This window comes from Mesorhizobium sp. BR1-1-16 (assembly GCF_020165495.1).
GTDB lineage: Bacteria > Pseudomonadota > Alphaproteobacteria > Rhizobiales > Kaistiaceae > Kaistia.
In genome coordinates this window covers 97,935-121,895 of record NZ_JAIUIE010000013.1, presented here as the reverse complement: position 1 = coordinate 121,895, position 23,961 = coordinate 97,935, and the positions used below count along the sequence as shown (strand labels likewise).

Below are 23,961 nucleotides of genomic sequence, written 5' to 3'. Positions count from 1 at the left end.
ATCCACTGCCGCGCCAACCTGCCCGGATATGAAAAGGAACCGCTTCGGCTGAGGCATTTCGAGCCCCCAGCTGAGCGGCCCGACAACCGGCAGCACGTCATCCGGGTTATGTATCGTCAGCATGATCTGTCATCCTTGCATGGCGCAGCCCCGGCCCGCCGGCGGCTGGCTGGAACTGTCGGGGACATCGCGAGTTGATCGACCTCATAGCTGAGGTTCCGACCAATGTTCATCCGTTACGGATACCGCATCGAATTCGACGTTTTCCAGCCGATGACAATTCTCACGGCGATGGATCTCGTAGCCGAACGGCGCACCGACGTCATCGATGAGGATTGGCGAATGGATGGCAGCGGCGTCAGCTTCCAGGTCTTCAACGACGCGTTCGGCAATACGAGGCGCCGCATCGAGGCCGAACCCGGCATCGTATCCCTCGAAAGCGTCGGGACGATTTACGATACTGGCTATACAGATCCGTGGGCGCCGGCTGCCCGCCAGGTTCCCGCGGGGGAACTGCCAACCGAAGTCCTCCCCTTCCTGCTAGGCAGTCGCTATTGCGAGACCGACCTTCTCGGCAACGAAGCTTGGCGGCTGTTCGGCCAGATCGAGGGTGGCTGGGCGCGCGTGCAGGCTGTCTGCGACTTCGTCCATTCGCATCTGACCTTCGGCTATGGCTATGCCCGTACGACCCGCACGGCCGCCGAGGCCTATCAGGAGCGCGTCGGAGTCTGCCGCGACTTCACTCATCTTGCTGTCGCGCTGTGCCGTGCGCTCAATATTCCCGCGCGCTATTGCAACGGCTATCTCGGCGATATCGGCGTGCCGTTCAATCCGAGCCCGATGGACTTCAATGCCTGGTTCGAAGCCTATATCGGCGACCAGTGGTACCTGTTCGATGCGCGCCACAACACGCCTCGCATCGGACGCATCACCGTGGCGCGGGGTCGCGATGCCGCCGACATTCCGATGCTGCACAGCTTCGGGCCGCATAATCTGAGCCGGTTTGAGGTGATCACCGAAGAGGTCGCCGATCCGGCACTGCGCATCGCTGCCGAATAGCGGCTCTCGCGTCTTCAGGCGACCGGTCAACACGCGCGGGAACCAGGACGGACTAAAGCACGCCGAGGATGATCGAGCCGCTCAGCGTACCGACGAGGGCGCGCGGCGCGCCGGGCCCGGCCCTCGCCGCAGCCAGTTCGGACCTTGGTCCGGCTGTCGGGACGCCGCCTTTCTCTGTAACTTCGCCGCCATGGCTGACCACAGCAACGGCGCCGGACCGAAGCCCTATGACCTGTCGAGGCGCTTTGCGCTCGCCGGCGGTGGCGTCATGTTGCTTGCCATGCTCGTCATCGGCAGCTTTGTCAGCCAGCGCATCGAGCAGGGCGTCATCGACAACACGGCCAGCGCCACGGCGCTGTTCATGGACAGCTTCATCGCCCCGCTCGCGCAGGAGCTCGAGACCGCAGACACACTTTCGATCGGCCCGATCCGCGCCATCGAGGAGATGCTGTCCGGCAGCGCGCTCGGCCAGCGCGTCGTCGCGGTCAAGATCTGGAAGCCGGACGGACGCGTCGCCTATTCCGACGACGCTGCGCTGATCGGCAAGACCTTCCCGCCGACCGACAGTTTGACGGCGGCGCTGGCCGGCCGGCTAGTGGCGGAGTTCGACCATCTAGGCGACGCGGAGAACGCTTCCGAGCGCTCGAAGGACGTGCCGCTTCTCGAGATCTACAGCCCGCTGCGACAGGCTTTCTCCGGCAAGATCCTTGGTGTGGTCGAGTTCTACGAGAACGCCTCGGCCCTCGACGGCACGCTCGCCGAGACCCGCGTCCAGGCCTGGGTCATCGTCGCCCTCGTCACGCTCGGCATCGGCGCCAGCCTCTTCGGCATCGTCCATCGCGGCAGCATGCTGATCGCCGAGCAGCAGCGGGCGCTCGAAACCCGCATCGCCGAAACGGAACGGGTCGCGACCCAGAACCGCCAGCTGCGGCTCGATATCGAGCGCGCGGCGCGCGGCGTCAGCGAACTCAACGAGCGCCTGTTGCGCCGGGTCAGCGCCGACCTGCATGACGGCCCGGCGCAATTGATCGGCCTCGCTGCGCTCAGGCTCGATTCGGCGGTCGCTGCCAGCGATCCGGCGGCGCGCCAGGCCGAACTCACCGCGGTCCGCGGGGCGCTGTCCGACGCGATGCGCGAGATCCGCGACCTCTGCAGCGATCTTTCGCTGCCGGAAATCGACCCGCTGACCATCGCCGACATCATCGGCCGCGTCGCCAATGCGCATCGCCTGCGCACCGGGACGGAGGTCGCCATCCGCTTTTCCGGCGATGATCGGCGCCTGCCGCAATCGATCGGCATCTGCGCCTATCGCTTCGTGCAGGAAACGCTGAACAATGCCTGGCGCCATGCAGGAGGTGCCGGCCAGTCCGTCGACGCAGCCCTCGATGGCGACGGCCTCTCGATCATCGTCGCCAACGCTGCCGGCACGGCCCTGCCGAGCCTCGCGGCGGAGCGGCGCGCCGGCCTCGGCCTGACCGGCCTCAAGAAGCGGGTCGAGAGCCTCGGCGGCCAGTTCGCCTTCAGCCGGACCAAGGCGGGCGGTGCCGAGGCCAGACTGCGGCTCGGTTTCGATAGCGGAGGCCCTGAATGAGCGACCCTGAAACACGGCCGATGGCGCAGCTGGTGGTCGTCGACGACCATCCGCTCTATCGCAGCGGCGTCATCCGCTCGCTCGCGGAATCCGGGCTGTTCGAAGTCGTCGGCGAAGGCGCATCGGCGGCGGAGGCGGTTACCCTCTGCGCGGCGCTGAAGCCGGCGCTGGCCCTTGTCGACATCTCGATGCCCGGCAACGGCCTGACGGCGATCCGCGGCATCGCCGGCGTCGCGCCGGCAACACTGATCGTCATGCTGACGGTCTCGGAACAGGACGACGACATCATGGCGGCGCTGTCTGCCGGGGCGCGCGGCTATATCCTGAAGGGTGTTGGCGCCGGCGAGCTGATCACCACCCTCTCCAGCATCCTCGACGGCGAATCCTATGTCGCGCCGAGCCTCGCCGCCCGCCTGCTGGTCGCCCTGCATGCACAGCCGCCGCTCGTGGCCGGCCGCACGCCCTTCGAGGCCCTGACGGCGCGCGAGGAACAGATCCTGAAGCTGGTCTCGTCCGGGATGAGCAACAAGGAAGTCGGGCGCCGGCTCGACCTGCAGGAAAAGACCGTCAAGCACTACATGACGAGCATTCTGCAGAAGCTTCAGGCGCGGAACCGCGTCGAGGCGGCCGTGATGGCGCGCGAACACTGGCGGAGCTGAACGGAACGGCGCGACGGATCAGTTCCTCGGGCTGCTCTCGATCGCGGCATCGAGCCGCCGCACGTCGGAGCGGCGACCGGCACGCTCGATGACGACGCGTCGCCGCGGATCGATGAGCGCATAGCGGCCGGCGCTGACGCGCTCGGTCCAGCCGTCGGAATAGCGGACCCAGATACCGTCGCGGCGCGAGGATGCGACGACCGCGCCGCGCGTCTTCAGCGTCTCGAGAAAGCGGGTGACCTCGGAGCGGGACGCGCCGCCGTCATCGCGCCCGCTGCCGCCACCCGTGCCGCTCCCATCGCCTTGGCCGCGACCGCCGTCATCGGACTGCCCGCCGCCGTCGTGAGAGCTGCTGTCCCGGTTGCCACCATCATGGCTGCTGCTGTCGTGCGAACTGCCTCCCGAACCGCTGCTGCCGCTGCTGCCGGAACTGCCGCTTCCCGAACCGCTGCTGCCAGAACTGCCAGAATTGCCGCCACCACCGCTGCTGCTGCTGCCCGAACCGCCGCTCGAGCCGCCGCCATCCTTGGCCCAAGCCACCCCGGCCGCGACCGGCAGGCCTGCACCGCGCATCGCATGCTCGACCAGCCCCGACACGAACAGGAGCGACAGGGCGGCGGCGAGGAAGGACCGGGCAGAAGGCTGAGGCAGTCGGGGCATGGCTTCGCGATCGATGCTGATGGGTTGGAGCCTAGGCGCGCCGGGCGGCCGCGTCATCGGACCTTGGTCGGGGGAATTGCGGTGAAGGGCCGGACGCTGATCGCGTCCTGCCCCTCGGTCCCTGCATCATGTCCTGAGCGGCCAGCCGGATCGGCGGGACCGCCAGTCTGCGACCGCCTCAGCGGTGCCTGGCGCCGTCGTCGCGCCCACGGCCGCGCGCCGCGCCGCCATTGTCGCCCGGCCGGTTGTCGCTGCCGCGGGCGGTCGTGGCATGCGACGCGCCGTCATCGGCGCCATGGCCGCCGGAAACATGGCCAGCGCCATCGTCGGCGCCGTTGCGGGCGAAGGCCTTGGCGCCGACAAGCGCGAGCGAGCCCTTGGTGATCTCGACGCCCACAGGGGCGGCGGCAAAGGCAGCTGCGAGAGCGAGCGAGGACGCGGCGAGCACGAGACGGGACGGCGAAATCATCTTGAACATGTTGTTTCTCCTTGGGTTTCGATCCGCCGCTGTCCGGCGAATGAGAGAACCCTAAGCGTGTGCCGGCCGGCGATCGATCCGGCCGAGACCTTTGCCAGCCCGCTTCAGCCTTCAGTCCTATGCCGTTCCGACCAGCGTCCCGACCGCCCTCGCCATCGTGCCGAAGCGCAATCTGATTTGGGTCAAATTGACCAACGCCTCCGCCTTGCATCGACAAGCACGCCGAAGCGCCCTAGCTTCGCCACACAACGAACACGGCTCCGCCATCAATGCGGCAGCGCGGCGCCAGACCCCTCGGAGGAAGCGATGGAACTCGACGCACTCTTCCTGTCACGGCTCCAATTCGCCTGGGTCATCATCTGGCATGTGATGCTGCCGGCCTTCACCATCGGCACGGCCTCCTATGTCGCCGTGCTCGAGACGAGCTATTTCATCACCAAGCGCGAGATCTATCTCCGGCTCTCGACTTTCTGGATCCGGATTTTCTCCGTCTCCTTCGGCATGGGCGTCGTCAGCGGCGTGGTGATGCCGTTCCAGTTCGGAACGAACTGGAGCCGCCTGTCGGATGCAGCCGCCAATGTGCTGGCGCCGCTCCTGGCCTATGAGGCGCTCACCGCCTTCTTCCTCGAAGCGGCGTTCCTAGGTGTCCTGCTGTTCGGCCGCAATCTCGTGCCACGCTGGGCCTATCTCGGCGCGACGCTGATGGTCGCCCTCGGCACGCTCATTTCGACATTCTGGATCCTGTCGGCCAACAGCTGGCTGCAGACGCCGGCCGGCTACGAACTCATCGATGGGCGGTTCTTCCCGAAGTCCTGGATCGATGTGATCTTCAACCCGTCCTTCCCCTATCGCCTCACGCATAACGTCATCGGCTTCTACATCACCACCGGTTTCGTGGTCATGGGCGTCAGCGCCTATCTCCTTCGCCGCGGCACCTTCGCCGAAGAAGGCCGCGTCATGATGAGAATGACGCTCTGGCTTCTGACCGTGCTGGTGCCGCTGCAGATGTATGTCGGCGATGCGCAGGGTCTCAACACGCTTCAGCACCAGCCGGCCAAGCTCGCCGCTCTCGAGGCGATCTGGGAGACGGGCCCGTCCATGCCGCTGACGCTGTTCGCCATCCCCGACGAGAAGACTGCGACCAATCTTTTCGCCATCGACATCCCCTATCTCGGCAGCCTGATATGGACGCACACCCTCGATGGCGAGGTGCAGGGCCTGAATGCGTTCCCGCGCGAGGACTGGCCCCCGGTCGTGATTCCCTTCTTCGCGTTCCGCGCCATGGTCGGGTTCGCCGTGATCATGCTGGGGCTCGTCGTCTGGGGGAACTGGCTGCGCTACCGCGGCCGCCTGACCACGAGTCCCCTCTATCTGAAGGTGCTCCAGATCACGACCCCGATCGGTTTCTTCGCCGTCATCTCGGGCTGGCTGATCACCGAGGTCGGGCGACAGCCCTGGACGGTCTACGGCATGCTGAGAACCGCCGATTCCGTGTCGCCGTCGCTGACCGGGCTCGACGTGCTGATCTCGCTGATCGGCTATGTCACAGTCTATCTCTTCGTCTATCCGACGGGCATCCTGCTGATGTATCGCATCGTGCGGAAGGGGCCGCGCCTGGCATCGACCGGCGAGGATGACAGCCCGGTTAAGGGCGGTCGTCCGGATGCGCCGGTGATCGCCGGCGCCGTCGAGAATTAAGGGAGCACGGCGATGAACACGGTCCTCGATTTCGTACCGATCTGGACGATCATCATCGGCATGGGCGTCTTCTTCTATGTGATGCTCGACGGCTTCGATCTCGGCGTCGGCATGCTTTACGGTTTCGCTCCCGATACGCCCTCGCGCAACCTGATCATGAATTCGGTCGCGCCGATCTGGGACGGCAACGAGACCTGGCTGGTGCTCGGCGGTGTAGCGCTGCTTGCCGCCTTCCCGCTCGCCTTCGCGATCATCATTCCGGCCGTCTATTTCCCGGTGCTGGTGATGCTGCTGTCGCTCGTCTTCCGCGGCCTCGCCTTCGAGTTCCGCTTCCGCGACAGCGAGCACAAGACCTTCTGGGATCATGCTTTCTGCTATGGCTCGGCCTCGGCCACCTTCGCCCAGGGCGTCGTGCTCGGCAGCTTCATCCAGGGTTTCGAGGTCACCGGGCGGACCTTTTCTGGCTCGTCCTTCGACTTCCTGACGCCATTCTCGGTCCTGACCGGCATTGCGCTGATGTTCGGCTATGGCCTGCTCGGCGCCGGCTGGCTGATCCTGAAGACCGAGGGCGCGGTCCAGTCAGAGGCGCGGCGCCAGGGCCGTATCTGCCTCGTCGGCGTCGTCATTGCGATCGGCATCGTCAGCCTCTGGACACCGTTCGCCAGTCCGGCAGTTGCGGCGCGCTGGTTCTCGTTCCCCAACATCATCATTTTCGCGCCGGTGCCGATCCTGGCACTCGTCGTCGCCTTCCTGACATGGCGCGCCCTCGGCTCCTCGCGGGAGGCCGGCCCCTTCATCGGCGCGGCCTGCCTGTTCGCGCTGTCCTATATCGGCATCGCGATCAGTCTCTTCCCGATGATCGTGCCCTACAAATACACGCTCTGGGATGCTGCCTCGTCCGAGGCGACGCAGGCCTTCCTGCTCGTCGGCACGCTGGTCCTGCTGCCGGTGGTGCTGATGTACACGGCCTGGTCCTACTGGGTGTTCCGCGGCAAGGTGCGCGCCGAAATCGGCTATCACTGAACCCTTCCACGAGGCGAAGCGCGTCCTCGCTTCGCCTTGCCGATCACGATCAGCCTCGACGATCGCGTCGTCCCGTTCTTCCGTGCTGCCGAAGCTATAAGCGGCGCGACCTTTTTCCATGCCTCAGCCCTGTCGGTCCGGCCACCCTTCGCTCGTCCTTGGAGGAGCAGCGGATGCTGCATGGATCGAACAGGAGAAAACCATGGCCAGAACCGCTGCCATCCTCGTCGCCCGGCTGATTTTCGGCGGCGTCTTCGTCATGGCGCTCGCCTTCAAATTCGCCGATATGGGACAGACCGCCACCTATATTGCTTCGGCGGGATTTCCCTTCGCTCTTGCGCTCGCCTGGATCGCCGCCTTCTTCGAACTGGCGCTCGCGATCGGCTTCCTGACCGGAGCCTTCTTTTGCGAAACGGCCGTCCTCGCGGCGATCTATGTGCTCTTTCTCGCCTTCGCCTTCCATGGCCCCTCGCATTGGAACGGCAACCAGGCCGAGTTCGGCTTCTTCGTCGATCACTTCACATTCCTCGCCGGCTTGATGTTCGCGGCCGTCCATGGGCCCGGCGATCGCCTGGTGCTGCGCACGCCGTCGCTCTTCAGCCGCTTCGCCCGCTGACCGGAGGCGGAACCGGACACCGCTACGGCGATTGAACTCTGCGGCCGCGCCAGGCGGCGATCATCGGAGTTCCTCATGTCCGACAGCGGTAATGCGCTCCAACCCATCCGTGCCGATGCGCTCGATATAGAGCGGCGACGGCGCGGAAGCGGCTTTGCCTATTTCAGCGCGAAGGGAACGCAGATCCGCGATCCGCAGACGCTGGCGCGCATCCGCAGCCTCGCCATTCCGCCGGCCTATACGGACGTCCGCATCGCGTCGCAGCCGACCGCCCATCTCCAGGCCATCGGGCGTGACGTCGCGGGTCGGCTGCAATACCGTTATCACCCGGATTGGGACGTTGAACGCGAGGCGCGCAAGGCCGAGCGGCTGGCAGAGATCATCAAGGTGTTACCGCGGATTCGCGCGGCCGTCCGACGCGATGTCGCAAGCCCCGCCCTCAGCCGACGCAAGGCGCTGGCCGCGGCCGTCGCGATCATCGACGAAACGCATATCCGCGTCGGTGGGGAAATCTATCTCGAATCGAACGGCGCTCATGGCGCGGCGACCCTTCTCAAGCGGCAGGTCCGCCTGTCGACGTCGGGGATGACGCTCTGCTTCCGCGGCAAGGGCGGCAACATCATCCGCTGCGCGGTCATCGACCGTCAGCTCGCCCGCGCCATTCGCCGCATCGCGACACTTCCCGGACGGAGACTGCTGCAATATCGGGACGACAACGGCGCGGTGAAGACGATCCGCTCCGATGACATCAATGCCTATCTGAAGCGCATTTCGGGGCGCGACATCTCGGCGAAGGATTTCCGCATGCTGGCCGCGAGCGCCGCCGCAACGGAGCAGCTCGCGAGCCTCGCCCCCGCGCGCTCGGAGCGCATGCGGCGCCGTCAGGTCGCTGAGGTCATGCGCCTGATCGCTGCCGAACTCGCCAACACCCCCGCGGTCGTCCGTAAAAGCTATGTCCATGCCATGGTCGTGAAGGCGTTCGAGGACGGCGTGCTCCCATCCATTCTGCGGCGCACCCGCGCCGGGCGCCAGCGCAGTCGGGGCGAGAGCGCGCTGGCACGGCTGATGGCGGTGAACGCCGCCGAAGCGTAACGGGTCAAGCCCGGTCGAGGGTCTCTTCAGGCGTCAGGCTTGTCGGGGCCCATTCGACCGGGTGCAGCCCCGTATCGGTTCGCCACCGCGCCCAATAGGGAGCGGTTCCTTGGTCCTCGGCACCATCTTCCTCCAGCATCCGTGCCTTGCTGCGCCAGCGCATCAGATGGCAGGCTCCGTCTTCCTCGCGGCCAATGACGAGCGTGCCATCGCGCGGCGCGGTGTCCATTGGCTGGAAGGGGCCGAGCTGGCCGAGTTCGTCGTCGGTCGTCTGGTTGGCCTCTCGGCTGCTCTTGTCCGCGAGTGACTCGTTCATCGCTGTCTCCTCTCGTTGCAGCCACCCAATGCTCACCGGCGCGAAAGGCTGCGCCCGTGCCTTAACCGGCAGCGAGGCGCGCCGCCTCGATGAGACCGCGCACGAGGCCGTCATAGGCTTGGGCGCGTGAGGGCTCGTCGCGCTGGCGCAGGACGGCCGAGGGGTGGATCGTGGCAAGGCCATGGCTGCCATCGGCCCAGACGAGCGCCCGGCCGCCTTCGCGCGACAGCACGACGGTGCGCCGCATCAGGGCCTGGGCGGCCGTCGCACCGAGCGCCACCACGAAATGCGGCCGGACGAGATCGAGTTCCTGCGCAAGCCACCAGCGGCACGCTTCGACCTCGCCGCGATTGGGCGATTTATGCAGGCGGTGCTTGCCGCGCATTTCATATTTGAAGTGCTTGACCGCATTGCTGACATAGACCGTCGACCGATCGATGCCGGCATCGGCGAGCGCCCGATCGAGCAATTTTCCGGCTGGGCCGACGAAAGGACGCCCCGCAATATCCTCCTGATCGCCAGGTTGCTCGCCGACCAGCATCATCGAAGCGCCGATACTCCCCTCTCCGAACACCACCTGCGTCGCGTCCCGATAGAGCGGGCAGCGTCGACAGTGCCGCGCCTCCTCAGCAGCAGTGGCAAGCCGCTCGGCGGCATCGGCCGGCCTGGGCCCGCGGGCCGGCGGATCAGGAAAGAGCGATTCAGTCATGGCTGGCGTCTCCTTGCTTGCCCCGGCTCGGCGTCCACCCCGGGCCCCTCGCCATCGGTTGCGAGCCCGAGCTTCCTTATCAATGTCCGCGCATCATCAGGGGCATGGCGCTTGTCGGTATTGTCGAAATACGCATAGACGTCACGCGGCGCCGGATGCGGATCGGGCGGCCCCGCAAGGTCGGCATCGTCAGCCTTCTTTCCGTAGGCAAAGGCGCGGACAAGCCGCGCCCAGCGATCGAGGGCGTCGTCGGTATATCCGCTGCGATAAAGCTCCTCCGAACCATGCAGGCGGAGATAGGCAAAGTCGGCGGTGAGATCCATCAGGCGCGGCCATTCGACCGTATCGGCGCAGACGAGCGCCACCTTGCGATGCCGCAAGAGGGCGATGAATTCGGCATTCCGAAAGCTGTCATGCCGGATCTCGACCGCATGACGGATCCGATGAGGCTCGACATGGTGCGGCAGCTCTATCCCGGAGAGGCGCGCATCGTGCTTCTTCGCGATCGCCAGCGCGGCTTCGGCATCATGCGGCAGCTGCGCGAGAAAGGCGTCGAGACGCTCGGCATCGAAGTCAAAACTCGCCGGAAACTGCCACAGAACCGGCCCCAGCTTGCCACCAAGTTGGAGCACCCCCGACGCGAAGAAGTTGGCGAGCGGCGCCTCGGGCTCGCGCAAGCGCCGCATATGGGTGATGTAGCGCGGACCTTTCACCGAAAAGACGAAATCGTCCGGCGTCTCTTCTGCCCAACGCTGGAATGTTTCCGGCCGTTGCAGCCGATAGAACGTGCCGTTGATTTCGATGCTCGGAAACGCATCGGCCGCAAAGGCAAGTTCGTTCTTGTGGGCGAGGCCCTCCGGATAGAAATGGCCACGCCAAGGCGCATAGGTCCAGCCGGAAACGCCGATCCTGATCCTGCCCTGTCGTTTCATCGCGCCCTCGTTTGCGGACTGACGAAACGCGCTTCGCGGACTCTGGGTTGCACGAACGATCCGTCAGAGCCCCGCAGACCTCCGACGCGACGAATTTCTATCCTCAGATCCGGGAAGCTAGACCTGAGCCATTCCGAAGAAACGCATGATTTGGGAACGAAATTTCGGGAACGAAGCTGAGCAGGCCGGGATTGGTATGCAGTCGCGCGGCGCTACTGCGGCGCGAGCGGCAAATCCAATCCACCCAAGGAGCATCGCCATGGCTGAGCACTCGAACACATCTGGCCGCGGCTTCGCCTCGATGGACGGGGACAAACAGCGCGACATCGCGCGCAAGGGCGGCGAGAGCGTTCCAAACGAGAAGCGCAGCTTCTCGCAGGATCGGCGTCTCGCGGCCGATGCGGGGCGAAAGGGCGGCGAGAGCGTCCCCCATGAAAAGCGCAGCTTCTCGATGAACCGTGAACTCGCCGCCGCTGCCGGCCGCAAGGGCGGATCCGCCTCGCATGGCGGCGCAAAGGCTTCAGGGACGGCGGCAAAGTCGGCCGGCCTCGCCAAGGAGCGCGATCGTGCATCGGACGCTGGCCGCAAGGGCGGCACGCATTGATCGAGCGGGCCATCGGTCCGCTTATCCTACAAGCCGCTAGATCTGAACCGGACGGCCATTCACGGCCATGAACATCTCGCCTCAACTGCTCTCGGGCCTGCATATTCTCATTGTCGAGGACGACGACCTGATCGCATTTGATCTGGCGGAGAATTTCTCACGCGCCGCAGCCATCGTTCTGGGGCCGGTCGGCACTGTGGACGGGGCCATCCGCATCATTACCGAGGCTGAACGTCTCGATGCGGCAATCGTGGACGTGAACCTCTTTGGTGAACTCGCTTTTCCGGTCGCCGACATGTTGCTCGAACGCGGCGTTCCCTTCGTTTTCGCGACCGGACTTGAAGCCTCAGAGATCCCGCTTCGCTACGCCGCCATTGGACATTGCACGAAGCCGGTCGCGGCGGCGAACCTTGCCGAGGCGTTCTCATGGCTGCCTCGGGACGCCGGCTGACAGACGGCCCGCCCCGACCGAACGAGGCTCAGCTGCCGAGCAGCGTCCGGTAGACGTTCACATAGTCCTGCGCCATGCGATAGGCTGTGAAGCGCCGTTCGAATTCCTTCCGGATACGCGGGCGTGACAGCGCGCCGATCGTTCGCACCGCCTCCACCGCCTCATCGATGCTCTCGACGATCCGCCCGGTGACTTCGGGTTCGACCACCTCGGGCACGGAACCGGCCCGCCAGGCGACCACGGGCGTGCCAGCCGCCATGGCCTCGATCATCACGAGGCCGAACGGTTCTGGCCAATCGATGGGAAACAACAAGGCTTGCGCCTTGCCCAGCAATTCCGCCTTGCCGCTGTCGTCGCGCTCGCCGAGATAGTCAACACCCTCGGTCGCCAGCAGCGGCTCGATCTCTTCCCTGAAATAGCGTTCGTCGACAGCATCGACTTTTGCGGCAATCTTGAGCGGCAGTCCGAGCGCAGAGGCGACCGCGATGGCGCGGTCGGGCCGCTTGTCGGGAGAGATGCGGCCAAGAAACAGGAGATAGCCGCCGGACCCGTCGCCTTCCGTGATCATGTCCTCCGGCATGCCATGGGGGACAGTCGCGACGAACCGTGCGCCCGGAAGCGGCAGGCGCTGATTGTCAGAAATCGACACCAGCGGCATTTGCGGATGAGCGGCCACCGCGGCGGCGGCTTCGTCGCTGTCGAGCCGCAGATGCAGCGTCGTCAGACATTTATTTTCGGCGCCCGGAAAAGCCCCGAAATGTGCGAATTCGGTGTGGAAATGGACGATATCAAAGTCGTCGATCTGGCTGCGCACATGCGCGAAGACATCCGCCAGCGCCGCATGGTCGCGTCCGGCCCCGCGACTGGCTTCGGCCCGCGTCACGAAATGTCGAGCGCTGGTCTGCGAGTCCCCGGTCGCAAACAGCGTGACATCATGCCCCTCCGCGACAAGCGCCTCGGTCAGCCATGAAACGACACGCTCCGTGCCGCCATAGAGGCGCGGCGGCACGGCTTCGAGCAGCGGCGCGACCTGGGCAATCCGCATCATCATTCTCCGAGGAGTACAGAACCTTGCTCCAACGGATGGATGACGGCAACGGTTCCTCGCAGCGCGATGGCGGGATCGACCGGCTGCCCTGGTTCAGTCGGCGGCCGGCGGAAAATCGCTTTCGCTCAAGGCGCGCGCGGCAGGATCACCGCTTCGACTGCATGCGCGACCCCGTCCTCGGCATTCGAGGTGGTGACGTAATCGGCCTGCGCCTTGACGTCATCGCTGGCATTGCCCATCGCGATCGCGAGCGCGCCGACCGCGAACATCGGCAGGTCGTTGACCATGTCGCCAACGACGGCCACTTCGTCGAGAGGCACGCCGAAATGGCTGGCGAGCGCCTTGACGGCATAGCCCTTGTCGGCGCTCGGATGCGTCACGTCGAGATAATAGGTCTGCGACCGCTTGGCTGACGCGCTGTCGCCAAGCAACTGTTGCAACTCCTCTTCGCAGCGCATGAGCAGTTCGGGATCCTTGGACGAACCGACGATCTTGCCGGCCCGCGCGATGTGATCGCCGAAATCCGCGACTTCGGTCGGCTCGAAGCCGACGGTGTGGACCTCATGCGCCACATAGGGCCCGTTGATGTCGGTCACGTACCATTCGCCATCGGCAAACACCCAGACGTCGACCCCGGCCTTGCGCAACTCATCGACCGCGAGGCGGGCAGCCGCCTCAGGCACGAAATGCTGTTCGATCGGCGTCAGGTCGGCCGCGACGATCGACGAGCCGTTGAACCCGGCGAACCGGTCGACGCCGAGCGGTCCGGCCACCGACAGCATCCCGCGCGGCGGGCGGCTGGAGACGATCGAAAAGGCGATCCCGGCGGCCCGCAGCCGCGCCACGGCCTGGATCGTGGCCGGCGCGACATGCTTGTTGGGGCTCGGTGTCACGATCGTGCCGTCGACGTCGGAGACGAGGAGCGAAATCCTCTTCGGCAGGTCGCGTCCGGTCATTTGGGAGCCTTCTCGTCGAGGGAGAACCAGGAGAAGCCGTCCCGTTCGATCAGGGCATCGGCGGCTGCAGGCCCGGCCGAGCCGGCCGGATAGTGATAGATCTCGCCGGGCGAATTGGCCCATGCCTCGAGGATGGGTTCGACAGCAGCCCAGCCGGCCTCGATATTGTCGGCGCGCTGGAACAAAGTCGCGTCGCCGACCAGGCAGTCATAGATCAGCGTCTCATAGCCGGTCGAAGGGTCGCGCTTGAAATAGTCCGCATAGCGGAAGTCCATGTCGACTTCGGCAAGGCGCACCGCGCGCCCCGGAATCTTCGCCGCAAGACGCAGCGAGATGCCCTCGTCTGGCTGCACCCGGACGACCAGCGCATTTGGCTGCAGGCTGTTGGTGGGTGTATCCTGGAACAGCGTATGCGGCGGGCTTTTGAACTGAACCACGATCTCGGTCTTGCGGACCGACATCGCCTTGCCGGTGCGGATATAGAACGGCACGCCCGACCAGCGCCAGTTCTCGACCTCGAGCTTCAGCGCGACATAGGTCTCGGTCCGGCTTGTCGGGGAGACGTCCGCTTCCTCGCGATAATCCTTGACCGCAACGCCGCCGATCTCTCCCGCGGCATATTGCGCGCGCACGGCATAGGCTGCTGCCTCGTTCGGGCTCGGCTTCTTGATCGCCTGGATCACCTTCGCCTTCTCGGTACGGATCGCATCAGCATCGAAGGAATTCGGCGGCTCCATCGCGATCATGGCGAGCAACTGGAACATGTGGTTCGGCACCATGTCGCGCATCGCGCCCGTGGCGTCATAGAAGCGACCGCGCCGCTCGACCGTCACGGTTTCGGCGGCCGTAATCTGGATGTGGTCGATGAAGTTGCGGTTCCAGATCGGCTCGAAGATGCCGTTGCCGAACCGCATCGCCATCACGTTCTGCACCGTCTCCTTGCCGAGGAAATGGTCGATGCGGAAGATCTGGCTCTCGTCGGCGGCGCGCAAAAGCTGCGCATTCAGCGCCTTGGCCGAGGCGAGGTCCATGCCGAACGGCTTCTCGACGACGATGCGCCGGAACTCGGTCTCGTCCTCCGCCAGCAGACCGGCCTTGTCGAGGTGATCGGCGATCGGCCCGAAGAAGCGGGGGGCGACCGCGAAATAGAAGACGGCGCCATGCGAGGCCGGCTCATTGGCGGCGATCCGTTCGTGGATCGTCTGGTAGGTCGCGGGATCATCGAAGTTGCCGACGACATAGCCCGTGCGCTTCATCAGCCAGGCCCAGGCGTCCTTGTCGACCGCGGCGCCGGCGGCTTTCGCCAGTTCCTTGGCCGTATCCGTCAGGAAGCTGCGATAATCCTCCTCGCTGTGATCGACGATATCCACGCCGATCACGCTGAATGCAGGATCGAGCGCACCGTCGCGGGCGAGATTATAGAGTGAAGGCATCACCAGCCGCTTGGTCAGGTCGCCGGACCCGCCGAAGATGATCATGGTGGAAGGCGGTGCGGGCGTCGCATCCTTCGGCATCACCGGCTTGCCGGGAAACGCGGTCATCGGCTGTCCCTTTCTCGAAATCGATTCACCTGACGTCAGTCATTGCTTGCTACGGCTAGCTCTGAGGAAGTGTTAAGACCGGAGCGAATCAGCGGAGAACGGAAGGTCGCGTCAAGCTATCGGCGGGAGTTATAGCCCATCGAGCGCGTGGATTTACGACGGAACCGCACCTTAGCTGCACGCCCAAATAAGTGGGAGAAGACCATGGAGCCATCCGACACCGTGCCGCCAGGCAAGCCGGGACTGCCGCCGCGCTGGACGTCGAGCGCCAAAAGCGGCGTGGGAACGGCAGGAACCGCGGCAAGTCGGATCTGGTTCACGGTCAGCCATGGCATCCTCAACGAGATCTACTGGCCGCGCGTCGATGCTGCCTGTACCCGCGATTTCGGCTTCGTTGTCACCGGTCCCGACGGCTACTTCGCGGAGGAGAAGCGCGAGGCCGATCATGGGATCGCCATGATCGAGGAAGGCGTTCCCGCCTTCCGGTTGACCAACACGGCACGCGATGGACGCTGGCGCATCGAGAAGGAAATCCTGACCGATCCGAAGCGCGAGACGTTGCTGCAGCGCCTGACTTTCGAGGCACTGCAGGGGGCGGCGAGCGATTACCGCGTCTTCGGACTGATCGCGCCCCATCTCATCAATGGTGGCAAGAACAACACGGGTTGGGTCGGCGACTATAAGGGCACGCCGATGCTGTTTGCGACAGGCGCCAAGGCCGGAGCCCTCGCCGTCGCCTGCTCGGTGCCGTTTCTGGCGCGCTCGGCCGGCTATGTCGGATCTTCGGATGGCTGGCAGCAGTTGAACAAGACGGGCGAACTCGACGAGCGCTGGCAGCAGGCCGTCGATGGCAACGTCGCGCTTTCCGCCGAGATCGATCTTTCGGGTGGCGGCGAGGCACTGATCGCCATCGCCTTTGGCTCACGCTGGGAAGAAGCCGCCTACAAGGCCCAATCGAGCCTGCAGGCTGGCTTTGACGTCGCCCGCCGCGCCTATTCGGCCGGCTGGCGCGCCTATCAGAAGCGCCTGCTGCCGCTCGACCGGCCGGCAGGCGCCAGCAACCTGAACAGCTATCGCATCAGCGCCGCCGTGCTTTCGACGCATCAGCCGGCTTCATTTCCGGGCGCCACGATCGCCAGCCTTTCCATTCCCTGGGGCTTCTCCAAGGGTGACGAGGATCTCGGCGGCTATCATCTCGTGTGGCCGCGCGATCTCGTCGAGACTGCCGGTGGCTTCCTCGCCGCCGGAGCGGTGGACGAAGCCAAAGCCGTGCTGGCCTATCTGACGGCCATTCAGGAGGCCGACGGCCATTGGTCGCAGAATGTCTGGCTCGACGGCTCGCCCTATTGGGGCGGCGTCCAGATGGACGAATGCGCCTTTCCGCTCATTCTCGCCGACATGCTGCACCGGCGCGGCCATCTCGACAGCATCGAGATCGCCCGCATCCTGCCGATGATCGAGAAAGCGGCGCATTTCATCATCTGCAACGGTCCGGTGACCGGACAGGACCGCTGGGAAGAGGACGCAGGCTATTCGCCCTTCACCCTCGCAGTCGAGATTGCCGGTCTCCTCGCCGCTGCCGACCTGCTCGAGATCGGCGGACGGACCGAGGCCGCGCATTACCTGCGCCAGACGGCGGACAGCTGGAACGACGACGTCGAATACTGGACCTACGCAACCGGCACCGAGCTCAGCAAGCAACTCGGCATCGAAGGCTATTATGTCCGCATCGCCACGGCGGACTCGGCCGACGGCGCCTCGCCGCTCGACGGCTTCGTGCCGATCAAGAACCGGCCGCCGGCCGACATGACCAAGCATGCCACGATGCTGATCAGTCCCGACGCGCTGGCGCTGGTGCGCTTCGGCCTGCGCGCCGCGGACGATCCGCGTATCGTCAACACGGTGACGGCGATCGATGCGACGCTGAAGGCCGAGCTGCCGCAGGGACCGATCTGGTATCGCTACAATGGCGACGGCTATGGCGAGCACGAGGACGGCCGTCCCTTCGATGGCACGGGCATCGGACGCCCCTGGCCGCTCTTGACCGGCGAGCGGGCGCATTACGAGATCGCCGCCGGTCGCATGGCCGTCGCCGAGCAACTGCTCGACACGCTGGAGCAATCCGCAAGCTCGGGAGGGATGCTGCCTGAACAGGTCTGGGACAGCACCGATATCCCCGAGCGCGAGCTCTATCACGGGCACCCTTCGGGGAGCGCGATGCCGCTGGTCTGGGCGCATTCCGAGCATATCAAGCTGCTGCGTTCGCTGCGCGACGGCGCGGTGTTCGACATGCCGCCACAGACCGTCAAACGCTACCAGCATGACAACACAAGGGCCGAGGTCCGCATCTGGCGCTTCACGCAGAAAATCCGCACCGTCTCGCACGGCCGCGCCCTCAGGATCGAGGTCGAAGCCCCGGCCATCGTGCATTGGTCGAAGGATAATTGGGCGACGACGGAGGATACGCCGACTGCCCGCAACGCCTTCGGCATCCAGATGCTCGACATCGATACGGCGCGCATTGCGGCCGGCCGCACCATCCACTTCACCTTCTTCTGGCCGGATTCCAACCGCTGGGAGAATGTCGACTTCGAGGTCACGGTTGAGCGGGCGCGCCACGATGCGCATCGCGGCAGCCGCTGATATCAGCCATGGAGAAGAACGTGACGGGCATTCTCGCGATCGATGTCGGCGGCACCGGACTGAAGGCGGCCGTGATCGACGACAAGGGCGCGCTCATCAACGAGCGCGCGCGGGTGGAAACGCCTCATCCCTGTCCGCCCAAGGTGTTTCTCGACGCCATCGCCGGCCTTGTGGTGGATTTCCCGCCCTATGACCGCATCGCGGTCGGTTTTCCGGGCGTCGTTCGCAATGGCTGTATCCTGACAGCCCCCAATCTCGGCACCGAGGACTGGGCGGGCTTCAACCTCGCCGACGGCCTATCCAAGCGTCTCGGCGGACATCCGGTCCGCATCATCAACGACGCCGAGATGCAGGGCATGGCGATCGTCTCGGGCCAGGGCCTCGAATTCGTGCTGACGCTCGGCACCGGCGCCGGCACGGCGCTGTTCCGCGATGGCGAGTTGATGCCGCATATGGAATTGGCTCACCATCCGATCCACGGCGACAAGACCTATGACGAATATCTCGGCAATGCCGCTTTCGAGGATAAGGGCAAGAAGCACTGGAACAAGCGCGTCGAGAAGGCGATCGGCCTGATCTACACCCTGCTCCATTATGACCGTCTCTATATCGGTGGCGGCAATGCCAAGCATGTCGAGCTGGACGTGACGAAGAATGTCAGCCTTGCCGACAACGAGGCCGGCATCGAGGGCGGCGCGTTTCTCTGGAAGAAACGGTAGGCCCCGCGGAGTCTTATTCCGCGACCGCCCCGACTGAAGATTCTGCCAGCCAGGCGTCCAGCGCGAAGGTCTCGTCCTTGCTGAAGCGAAGGCCGAGCTTGGTGCGGCGCCAGAGAATGTCCTCGGCGCTCGCCGCCCATTCGTGAGCCACGAGATAGCGGGTCTCTGCCTCGAAGAGATCCGCCCCGAAGCGACGCCCCAGACCGGCCTCGCTCTTCGCGTCGCCCAGCATGATGAAGGCACGCGTGCCGTAGAGCCGGAGCAACCGCCGGGCATGCGACGGCCTCAGGAACGGAAAGGCTGCCGAGAGGCGCGCCAGTTCCGGCTCGAAGCCGGTCGCGGGGAACTCCCCGCCCGGCAGCGGTTTTGATGCTGTCCACGGTTCGCCCTTCTTGCCGAGATGATGCTCGATCTTCTCCAGCATGGATTCGGCAAGGCGGCGATACGTGGTGATCTTGCCGCCGAAGACGTTGATCGCCGGTGCGCCCGGAACCGGCTCATCCTTCAGCACATAGTCACGCGTCGCGGCCTGGGCCTTCGAGGCGCCATCGTCGAAGAGCGGGCGAACGCCTGAATAGGTCCAGACGATATCGGCGGGCGTGACCGGCTCGACGAAATATTCGCTGGCGGCAGCGCAGAGATAATCGATCTCGCCTTCGCTGATCACCACGTTGTGCGGATCGCCGGGATAGTCCTGGTCGGTGGTGCCGATCAGCGTGAATTCATCCTCATAGGGAATAGCAAAGATGATGCGGCCGTCGCGGTTCTGGAAGAAATAGGCCCGCGGATCGTCGAACTTCTTCTTCACGACGATATGGCTGCCCTGCACGAGGCGGACATGATGCGCATCGTTGCGACCGAGTGCGTCGGTCAGGACGTGATCGACCCACGGTCCGGCCGCATTGACGATGAGGCGCGCGCGCACGGTCTGCTGCGCGCCGCTCCGCCGGTTCTCCATCGTCACCAGCCATTGGTCGCCGTCGCGCCGCGCCGAGACGACCTTTGTGCGCACATGGACGGCGGCGCCGCGATCGGCGGCATCTCTCGCATTGAGCACGACGAGGCGCGCATCGTTGACCCAGCCATCGGAATATTCGAAGGCCGTGGTGAAGCCGGGCTTCAACGGCTTCCCGGCCGGATCGCGGCGCATGTCGAGCGTTCGCGTGGCCGGCAGCAGTTTCCGGCCGCCGATATGATCATAGAGGAAAAGGCCGAGGCGGATCAGCCAGGCCGGCCGCAGGCCCTTGGCATAGGGCAGCACGAAACGCATAGGGTGAATGATGTGCGGCGCCAGCGCCCACAGCACCTCGCGCTCCATCAGCGCCTCGCGTACCAGACGAAACTCGTAATATTCGAGATAGCGCAAGCCGCCATGGATCAGCTTTGTCGAGGCCGAGGACGTGCCGCTCGCAAGGTCGTTCATCTCGGCGAGGCAGACGCTATAGCCCCGGCCGACAGCGTCGCGCGCAATGCCGCAGCCATTGATGCCGCCGCCGATGACGAAGATGTCGTAGCTCGGAACGTCCACGCTGGCCTCCAGCCGCCCTTGATCCGCCCCGGACGGCGGGTCGCCAAGCTAGTATGAAACACCGGAGCGCGGAAGGCGCAGGATGCCACGCTGCCCGATCTCGGCGCTTCGGGGTTGAAGCATGCCGCCACCCGGCCGATAAGGTCAGTCAACCGATCGCAGGAGACCCCACCAATGGACGTTCTCGAGCTTCTCGGCGCGCTGCATCACGCGCTCCAGCAGGATGTCACCTTCGCCGACCCGGTCGCCTGGCGCGACGCGCTCGCGATCATCCGCCGCGAGGTCGAGGCGGACCCGTCAACCGACCGTTATGACCGCGAGACGCTCGACGTCATCACCTTGAAGCTGGACACGCTGATCGCCGAGATCGAGAACGGCGTCGCGGACCCCGATTTCAAGCCGGCGCGGACCTGGGTCGCCGCGCTCGGCGCTGCCATTCACCGCCGCCGCACGGCGGAGGCCGCAGCCGCCGACGAGACCGACCGCCCCGCCGGCAAGCCGCATTAGTCTCACTCGACGACGATCAGATCCTGGAAGCCGCGCGTCAGCGGCTCGCCGCCGCCGGGCCGGACCACGATACAGTCTTCGACGCGGGCGCTGAAGCTGCCATCCTGCAGGATGCTCGGCTCGACGGTGAAGATCATGCCCTCCTGAACGACGGTGTCGCTGCCCTTGGTCAGGAAGGGCGGCTCATGCACGTCGGAGCCGATGGCGTGGCCGAGACGGTGACGGAACGCCTTGTCATAGCCGGCCGCAGCGATCACATCGCGCGCGGCCTTGTCGACCTCGGCGCAGGTCGCCTGCCCCGCCTTCAGAGCCGCGATGCCGGCCGCCTGCGAATCCATGATCAGGCGATGCACTTTGATCTGCTCGGCGCTGGGCGTGCCGAAGGAAACCGTGCGCCCATAGTCGTAGCACATGCCGTCATGCACGGCGCCGAAGTCGAGCAGCACGGAGACAGGCGGATTCAGCTTGCGGGGCCAGGTCTTCAGCGGCTGGCCCAGCAGCATCGGGTGGTTGGTACCGGTGTTGTAGAGCGACGTCGTGAAGGACGGACCCAGCGAGCCGTGCCGCTTCATCTGGTAGTCGAGCTCGGCAACGACATCGAGCTCGGTCATGCCGAGTTTGAAGGTCGCGATAGCATCGGTGAGCGCCGCCTCCGTGATCTTGCCGGCGGCGCGCATTGTTTCGATTTCCTCGGCATCCTTGATGACACGGAGCTTGCGCAGCAGTGCCGTCGCCGAGACAAAGCGGGCATCCGGAATAAGCTTCTGAATCTGGATCAGCGATTCCGCCTCGGCATTCTCGCTGACCGCGATACGCGGCGAGGCCGGCAGCTTCATCTCGTCGATGATGCCCTTGGCCATGACGGCCGGATCATCCCAGTCGCCGAGCACGCGGATCTCGAAGCCGGAAATACCGCCCTTGCCGCCGAGCTCGGCCGTCATCCGCGGCAGTGTCAGGATTGGTGCCCGCTCGGCCGAGAGCCAGGCGCCCTCAAGCCAGGCGCCCGGATGCAGCACGCGGCCGTAATTGGGAATATCGCGATGGATGCCGGTCAGATAATCGAGATCGGTTCCGATGTGGAAGAATACAAGGTCGGCCGCGCCGGCGATCAGGGACTGAAAGCGCTGCATGCGTTGCTGATATCGGGACATCATGAACTCCAGTTTGGCGGCGAAGCGCGGCGCATCAGACGAAGGCTGCGACCGGCTCCGCAAGATGACAGGCGGCTGTCCTGCCCGGACCGAGCAGGCGACGCTCCGGAACCTCGACCGAGCAGCGATCGATGGCGATGGGGCAGCGTGGATGGAAGCGGCAGCCGGGCGGCGGCGCGGCAGGATCGGGAACGTCGCCTGGAAGGTCGGCCGGCATGCGGCCTCGGCCGTCCGGCTCCGTGATCGCGCCGATGAGGCCGGCCGAATAGGGATGCAGCGGCGCCCGCCAGAGCGGTTCACTCGGCGCCGTCTCGACGACGCGGCCGAGATACATGACCGTCGTGATGTCGGCGATGCGTCGGACGATCGAGAGGTCATGCGAAATGAAGAGCAGCCCGACTTTCAGATCATCGACCAGTGAAACGAGCAGATTGGCGATCGAAGCCTGCGCGGAGGCATCGAGCGCGGAAATCGGCTCGTCGGCAACGATGCAGCGTGGCTGGGCGGCGAGCGCGCGGGCGATAGCGATGCGCTGTCGCTGGCCACCGCTGAACTGATGCGGAAAGCGATCGGCGATGCCGGCGGAGAGGCCGACGCGCTCAAGGCACTCGCCAACCGAAAGCTGCCGGCCGCCATGCAATTCGGAGACGCGCAGCCCGTCGCCGATGAGATCCGCAATACGTCGTCGCGGATTGAGCGAGGAAAACGGATCCTGAAACACCATCTGCAGCCGCCGCTGCGCGGCAGGACGCGCGCGCTGGCCAAGTGGCTCGACAGGCTCGCCATCGAAGGTGACGCTGCCCGCGGCCGGGCGGATCAGGCCGACCGCTGCCTTGCCGAGCGAAGACTTGCCGCAGCCGGACTCGCCGACCAGCGCCACGATCTGCCCTTCCTCGACATCGAGATCACAGCCGGCGACGGCCGTTACCGTCGCGCCCGAATGGCCGCGATAGCGCACGACGAGGTCTCGGATCGACAAGAGGCTCATGCCGGCACCGCCGCGAGCGGATCGATGGGGCAGGCAATCGCGCGGCCGGGTGCGACCGGCATCAGGTCCGGCACATCGGCCCGGCAGATGTCCTCGGCGAAGCGGCAGCGCGGATGAAAGGCGCAGCCGGCCGGAAAGCGCCCGATTGCGGGCGGAGAGCCCGGCAGCGCGCGCAACGGGTGATCCGAGGGGCTGCCATGCGGCAAGGCATCGAGCAGCCCGCGCGTATAGGGGTGCCGCGGCTGCGCCAGCACATCGGCGCGCGCCCCGCGTTCCACCACGCGGCCGGCATACATGACATAGACCCGGTCGGCGAGCGCTGACATGACGCCGAGATCATGCGTGATCAACAGCACGGACAGCTGGAGCTCACGCCGCAATCCTTCGATGAGACGGAGAATGCCGGCCTGCACGGTGACGTCGAGCGCGGTCGTCGGCTCATCGGCGATGAGCAGCTTCGGCCCGGCGGCAAGGGCCGAGGCGATGGCGATGCGCTGGCGCATGCCGCCCGAGAACTGGTGCGGATAGCGCGTCATCGCCTCGCGCGGGTTCGGGATGCGCACGCGATCGAGCATTTCGACGGCGACGGTATCGGCCGCATGCTGGCTGAGGCGAAGGTGAAAGCGGACATGTTCCGTCATCTGCCGGCCGATCGACAGCATCGGATGCAGCGCCGTCATTGGGTCCTGAAAAACCATCGCGACCTCGGCGCCGCGGACGGAACGCGCCGCCCGTCCGCTCGCCAGAAGATCGCGCTCCTCGAAAAGAATGCGCCCAACCGGCCGCGCCCCGCCCGGCAGCAGGCCGAGCACGGACAGCGCCGTCAAAGTCTTGCCGCTGCCACTCTCCCCGGCGAGACCAACGATCTCGCCGCGCCCGATGGCCAGATCGACGCCGCGCACCGCCTCGGCGCGCTGCCCCTCCGCGGTCGGCAGCGAGATCGTCAGACCCTCGATCGACAGCAGCGGCGGCTTGGTCGAAACGCTTGCCAT

The 23,961-nt window shown here is 65.5% G+C and carries 24 protein-coding genes; 12 read left to right on the top strand and 12 right to left on the bottom strand.

Annotated features, from left to right (window positions below; translation table 11 throughout):
- Positions 1–225 precede the first annotated feature (225 nt).
- The 3 genes from LB518_RS21460 to LB518_RS21450 all read left to right on the top strand — a co-directional run bounded on the left by LB518_RS21460 (position 226) and on the right by LB518_RS21450 (position 3,309).
- Positions 226–1,059: a transglutaminase-like domain-containing protein gene (locus LB518_RS21460; RefSeq protein WP_224579860.1), complete on the top strand. Its 834-nt coding sequence runs from the start codon at positions 226–228 to the stop codon at positions 1,057–1,059.
- Positions 1,060–1,249: 190 nt separating this feature from the next.
- Entirely contained in the window at positions 1,250–2,650 is a 1,401-nt protein-coding gene (locus tag LB518_RS21455; RefSeq protein WP_224579859.1) for a sensor histidine kinase, read from the top strand.
- On the top strand, positions 2,647–3,309 hold the full coding sequence (locus LB518_RS21450) for a response regulator (RefSeq protein WP_224579858.1): 663 nt from the start codon (positions 2,647–2,649) through the stop codon (positions 3,307–3,309). Before LB518_RS21455 ends, LB518_RS21450 begins: the two co-directional genes overlap by 4 nt.
- 18 nt (positions 3,310–3,327) lie before the next feature.
- On the opposite strand, the gene LB518_RS21445 is transcribed toward LB518_RS21450, so the two are convergent.
- Together LB518_RS21445 and LB518_RS21440 are read right to left on the bottom strand one after the other, a co-directional pair.
- Positions 3,328–3,969, bottom strand: a complete 642-nt coding sequence (locus LB518_RS21445) for a hypothetical protein (RefSeq protein WP_224579857.1) — start codon at positions 3,967–3,969, stop codon at positions 3,328–3,330.
- Positions 3,970–4,147: 178 nt separating this feature from the next.
- Positions 4,148–4,447 carry a hypothetical protein gene (locus LB518_RS21440; RefSeq protein WP_224579856.1) on the bottom strand — a complete coding sequence of 100 codons (300 nt, stop codon included), beginning with the start codon at positions 4,445–4,447 and terminating at the stop codon, positions 4,148–4,150.
- A gap of 306 nt (positions 4,448–4,753) precedes the next feature.
- Here LB518_RS21440 and LB518_RS21435 point away from each other — a divergent pair, with 306 nt between their 5' ends.
- The 4 genes from LB518_RS21435 (at position 4,754) to LB518_RS21420 (ending at position 8,876) form a co-directional block, all read left to right on the top strand.
- On the top strand, positions 4,754–6,145 hold the full coding sequence (locus LB518_RS21435; RefSeq protein WP_224579855.1) for a cytochrome ubiquinol oxidase subunit I: 1,392 nt from the start codon (positions 4,754–4,756) through the stop codon (positions 6,143–6,145).
- A gap of 12 nt (positions 6,146–6,157) precedes the next feature.
- The gene (gene cydB / locus LB518_RS21430; protein ID WP_224579854.1) at positions 6,158–7,168 is read left to right on the top strand and encodes a cytochrome d ubiquinol oxidase subunit II; all 1,011 of its coding nucleotides are present in this window, start codon (positions 6,158–6,160) and stop codon (positions 7,166–7,168) included.
- Between the two features lie 202 nt (positions 7,169–7,370).
- A complete protein-coding gene (locus LB518_RS21425; protein WP_224579853.1) occupies positions 7,371–7,784 on the top strand; it encodes a DoxX family protein in 414 nt (137 codons plus the stop codon).
- A 75-nt stretch (positions 7,785–7,859) separates the two neighbouring features.
- Positions 7,860–8,876, top strand: a complete 1,017-nt coding sequence (locus tag LB518_RS21420) for a DNA topoisomerase IB (protein ID WP_224579852.1) — start codon at positions 7,860–7,862, stop codon at positions 8,874–8,876.
- A 4-nt stretch (positions 8,877–8,880) separates the two neighbouring features.
- On the opposite strand, the gene LB518_RS21415 is transcribed toward LB518_RS21420, so the two are convergent.
- From LB518_RS21415 to LB518_RS21405, 3 genes are all read right to left on the bottom strand, one after another.
- Positions 8,881–9,192, bottom strand: a complete 312-nt coding sequence (locus LB518_RS21415; protein WP_224579851.1) for a hypothetical protein — start codon at positions 9,190–9,192, stop codon at positions 8,881–8,883.
- Between the two features lie 61 nt (positions 9,193–9,253).
- Positions 9,254–9,901: a UdgX family uracil-DNA binding protein gene (locus LB518_RS21410; RefSeq protein ID WP_224579850.1), complete on the bottom strand. Its 648-nt coding sequence runs from the start codon at positions 9,899–9,901 to the stop codon at positions 9,254–9,256.
- Positions 9,898–10,833: a DUF72 domain-containing protein gene (locus LB518_RS21405; protein ID WP_224579849.1), complete on the bottom strand. Its 936-nt coding sequence runs from the start codon at positions 10,831–10,833 to the stop codon at positions 9,898–9,900. The genes LB518_RS21410 and LB518_RS21405 overlap by 4 nt, the downstream gene beginning before the upstream one ends.
- 259 nt (positions 10,834–11,092) lie before the next feature.
- Here LB518_RS21405 and LB518_RS21400 point away from each other — a divergent pair, with 259 nt between their 5' ends.
- Together LB518_RS21400 and LB518_RS21395 are read left to right on the top strand one after the other, a co-directional pair.
- On the top strand, positions 11,093–11,437 hold the full coding sequence (locus LB518_RS21400) for a con-10 family general stress protein (protein ID WP_502845864.1): 345 nt from the start codon (positions 11,093–11,095) through the stop codon (positions 11,435–11,437).
- Positions 11,438–11,504: 67 nt separating this feature from the next.
- A complete protein-coding gene (locus tag LB518_RS21395; protein ID WP_224579848.1) occupies positions 11,505–11,888 on the top strand; it encodes a response regulator in 384 nt (127 codons plus the stop codon).
- Between the two features lie 28 nt (positions 11,889–11,916).
- Here the strand turns inward: LB518_RS21395 and LB518_RS21390 are convergent, their stop codons facing one another.
- The 3 genes from LB518_RS21390 to zwf form a co-directional block, all read right to left on the bottom strand.
- Positions 11,917–12,933: a glycosyltransferase family 4 protein gene (locus LB518_RS21390; RefSeq protein WP_224579847.1), complete on the bottom strand. Its 1,017-nt coding sequence runs from the start codon at positions 12,931–12,933 to the stop codon at positions 11,917–11,919.
- A gap of 128 nt (positions 12,934–13,061) precedes the next feature.
- Entirely contained in the window at positions 13,062–13,892 is an 831-nt protein-coding gene (locus LB518_RS21385) for an HAD family hydrolase (protein WP_224579846.1), read from the bottom strand.
- Positions 13,889–15,433 (bottom strand): glucose-6-phosphate dehydrogenase, encoded by a 1,545-nt coding sequence (gene zwf, locus LB518_RS21380; RefSeq protein ID WP_224579845.1) that lies wholly within the window; start codon positions 15,431–15,433, stop codon positions 13,889–13,891. The genes LB518_RS21385 and zwf overlap by 4 nt, the downstream gene beginning before the upstream one ends.
- A gap of 204 nt (positions 15,434–15,637) precedes the next feature.
- Here zwf and LB518_RS21375 point away from each other — a divergent pair, with 204 nt between their 5' ends.
- On the top strand, positions 15,638–18,076 hold the full coding sequence (locus LB518_RS21375; RefSeq protein WP_224579844.1) for a glucan 1,4-alpha-glucosidase: 2,439 nt from the start codon (positions 15,638–15,640) through the stop codon (positions 18,074–18,076).
- Between the two features lie 20 nt (positions 18,077–18,096).
- The gene (locus LB518_RS21370) at positions 18,097–18,795 is read left to right on the top strand and encodes an ROK family protein (RefSeq protein ID WP_224579843.1); all 699 of its coding nucleotides are present in this window, start codon (positions 18,097–18,099) and stop codon (positions 18,793–18,795) included.
- A gap of 13 nt (positions 18,796–18,808) precedes the next feature.
- On the opposite strand, the gene glpD is transcribed toward LB518_RS21370, so the two are convergent.
- Positions 18,809–20,323, bottom strand: coding sequence for a glycerol-3-phosphate dehydrogenase (gene glpD / locus LB518_RS21365; RefSeq protein ID WP_224579842.1), 1,515 nt, complete (start codon positions 20,321–20,323; stop codon positions 18,809–18,811).
- Positions 20,324–20,497: 174 nt separating this feature from the next.
- On the opposite strand from glpD, the gene LB518_RS21360 reads away from it, so the two are divergent.
- Entirely contained in the window at positions 20,498–20,830 is a 333-nt protein-coding gene (locus tag LB518_RS21360) for a hypothetical protein (RefSeq protein ID WP_224579841.1), read from the top strand.
- A 2-nt stretch (positions 20,831–20,832) separates the two neighbouring features.
- On the opposite strand, the gene LB518_RS21355 is transcribed toward LB518_RS21360, so the two are convergent.
- The 3 genes from LB518_RS21355 to LB518_RS21345 are packed head-to-tail and all read right to left on the bottom strand — an operon-like array spanning position 20,833 to position 23,961.
- Positions 20,833–21,981, bottom strand: a complete 1,149-nt coding sequence (locus LB518_RS21355; RefSeq protein WP_224579840.1) for a M24 family metallopeptidase — start codon at positions 21,979–21,981, stop codon at positions 20,833–20,835.
- A gap of 34 nt (positions 21,982–22,015) precedes the next feature.
- Positions 22,016–22,969 (bottom strand): oligopeptide/dipeptide ABC transporter ATP-binding protein, encoded by a 954-nt coding sequence (locus LB518_RS21350; protein WP_224579839.1) that lies wholly within the window; start codon positions 22,967–22,969, stop codon positions 22,016–22,018.
- A complete protein-coding gene (locus LB518_RS21345) occupies positions 22,966–23,961 on the bottom strand; it encodes an ABC transporter ATP-binding protein (RefSeq protein ID WP_224579838.1) in 996 nt (331 codons plus the stop codon). The genes LB518_RS21350 and LB518_RS21345 overlap by 4 nt, the downstream gene beginning before the upstream one ends.

Coding starts and splice junctions, on each gene's coding strand:
- LB518_RS21355 (WP_224579840.1), bottom strand. CDS start 21,981: ATGTCCCGATATCAGCAACGCATGCAGCGCTTTCAGTCCCTGATCGCC.
- LB518_RS21450 (WP_224579858.1), top strand. CDS start 2,647: ATGAGCGACCCTGAAACACGGCCGATGGCGCAGCTGGTGGTCGTCGAC.
- LB518_RS21375 (WP_224579844.1), top strand. CDS start 15,638: ATGGAGCCATCCGACACCGTGCCGCCAGGCAAGCCGGGACTGCCGCCG.
- LB518_RS21455 (WP_224579859.1), top strand. CDS start 1,250: ATGGCTGACCACAGCAACGGCGCCGGACCGAAGCCCTATGACCTGTCG.
- LB518_RS21390 (WP_224579847.1), bottom strand. CDS start 12,933: ATGCGGATTGCCCAGGTCGCGCCGCTGCTCGAAGCCGTGCCGCCGCGC.
- LB518_RS21440 (WP_224579856.1), bottom strand. CDS start 4,447: ATGTTCAAGATGATTTCGCCGTCCCGTCTCGTGCTCGCCGCGTCCTCG.
- LB518_RS21400 (WP_502845864.1), top strand. CDS start 11,093: ATGGCTGAGCACTCGAACACATCTGGCCGCGGCTTCGCCTCGATGGAC.
- cydB (WP_224579854.1), top strand. CDS start 6,158: ATGAACACGGTCCTCGATTTCGTACCGATCTGGACGATCATCATCGGC.
- LB518_RS21385 (WP_224579846.1), bottom strand. CDS start 13,892: ATGACCGGACGCGACCTGCCGAAGAGGATTTCGCTCCTCGTCTCCGAC.
- LB518_RS21425 (WP_224579853.1), top strand. CDS start 7,371: ATGGCCAGAACCGCTGCCATCCTCGTCGCCCGGCTGATTTTCGGCGGC.
- LB518_RS21435 (WP_224579855.1), top strand. CDS start 4,754: ATGGAACTCGACGCACTCTTCCTGTCACGGCTCCAATTCGCCTGGGTC.
- LB518_RS21345 (WP_224579838.1), bottom strand. CDS start 23,961: ATGGCAAGCGTTTCGACCAAGCCGCCGCTGCTGTCGATCGAGGGTCTG.
- LB518_RS21405 (WP_224579849.1), bottom strand. CDS start 10,833: ATGAAACGACAGGGCAGGATCAGGATCGGCGTTTCCGGCTGGACCTAT.
- LB518_RS21445 (WP_224579857.1), bottom strand. CDS start 3,969: ATGCCCCGACTGCCTCAGCCTTCTGCCCGGTCCTTCCTCGCCGCCGCC.
- zwf (WP_224579845.1), bottom strand. CDS start 15,433: ATGACCGCGTTTCCCGGCAAGCCGGTGATGCCGAAGGATGCGACGCCC.
- LB518_RS21420 (WP_224579852.1), top strand. CDS start 7,860: ATGTCCGACAGCGGTAATGCGCTCCAACCCATCCGTGCCGATGCGCTC.
- LB518_RS21460 (WP_224579860.1), top strand. CDS start 226: ATGTTCATCCGTTACGGATACCGCATCGAATTCGACGTTTTCCAGCCG.
- LB518_RS21415 (WP_224579851.1), bottom strand. CDS start 9,192: ATGAACGAGTCACTCGCGGACAAGAGCAGCCGAGAGGCCAACCAGACG.
- LB518_RS21350 (WP_224579839.1), bottom strand. CDS start 22,969: ATGAGCCTCTTGTCGATCCGAGACCTCGTCGTGCGCTATCGCGGCCAT.
- LB518_RS21360 (WP_224579841.1), top strand. CDS start 20,498: ATGGACGTTCTCGAGCTTCTCGGCGCGCTGCATCACGCGCTCCAGCAG.
- LB518_RS21395 (WP_224579848.1), top strand. CDS start 11,505: ATGAACATCTCGCCTCAACTGCTCTCGGGCCTGCATATTCTCATTGTC.
- LB518_RS21410 (WP_224579850.1), bottom strand. CDS start 9,901: ATGACTGAATCGCTCTTTCCTGATCCGCCGGCCCGCGGGCCCAGGCCG.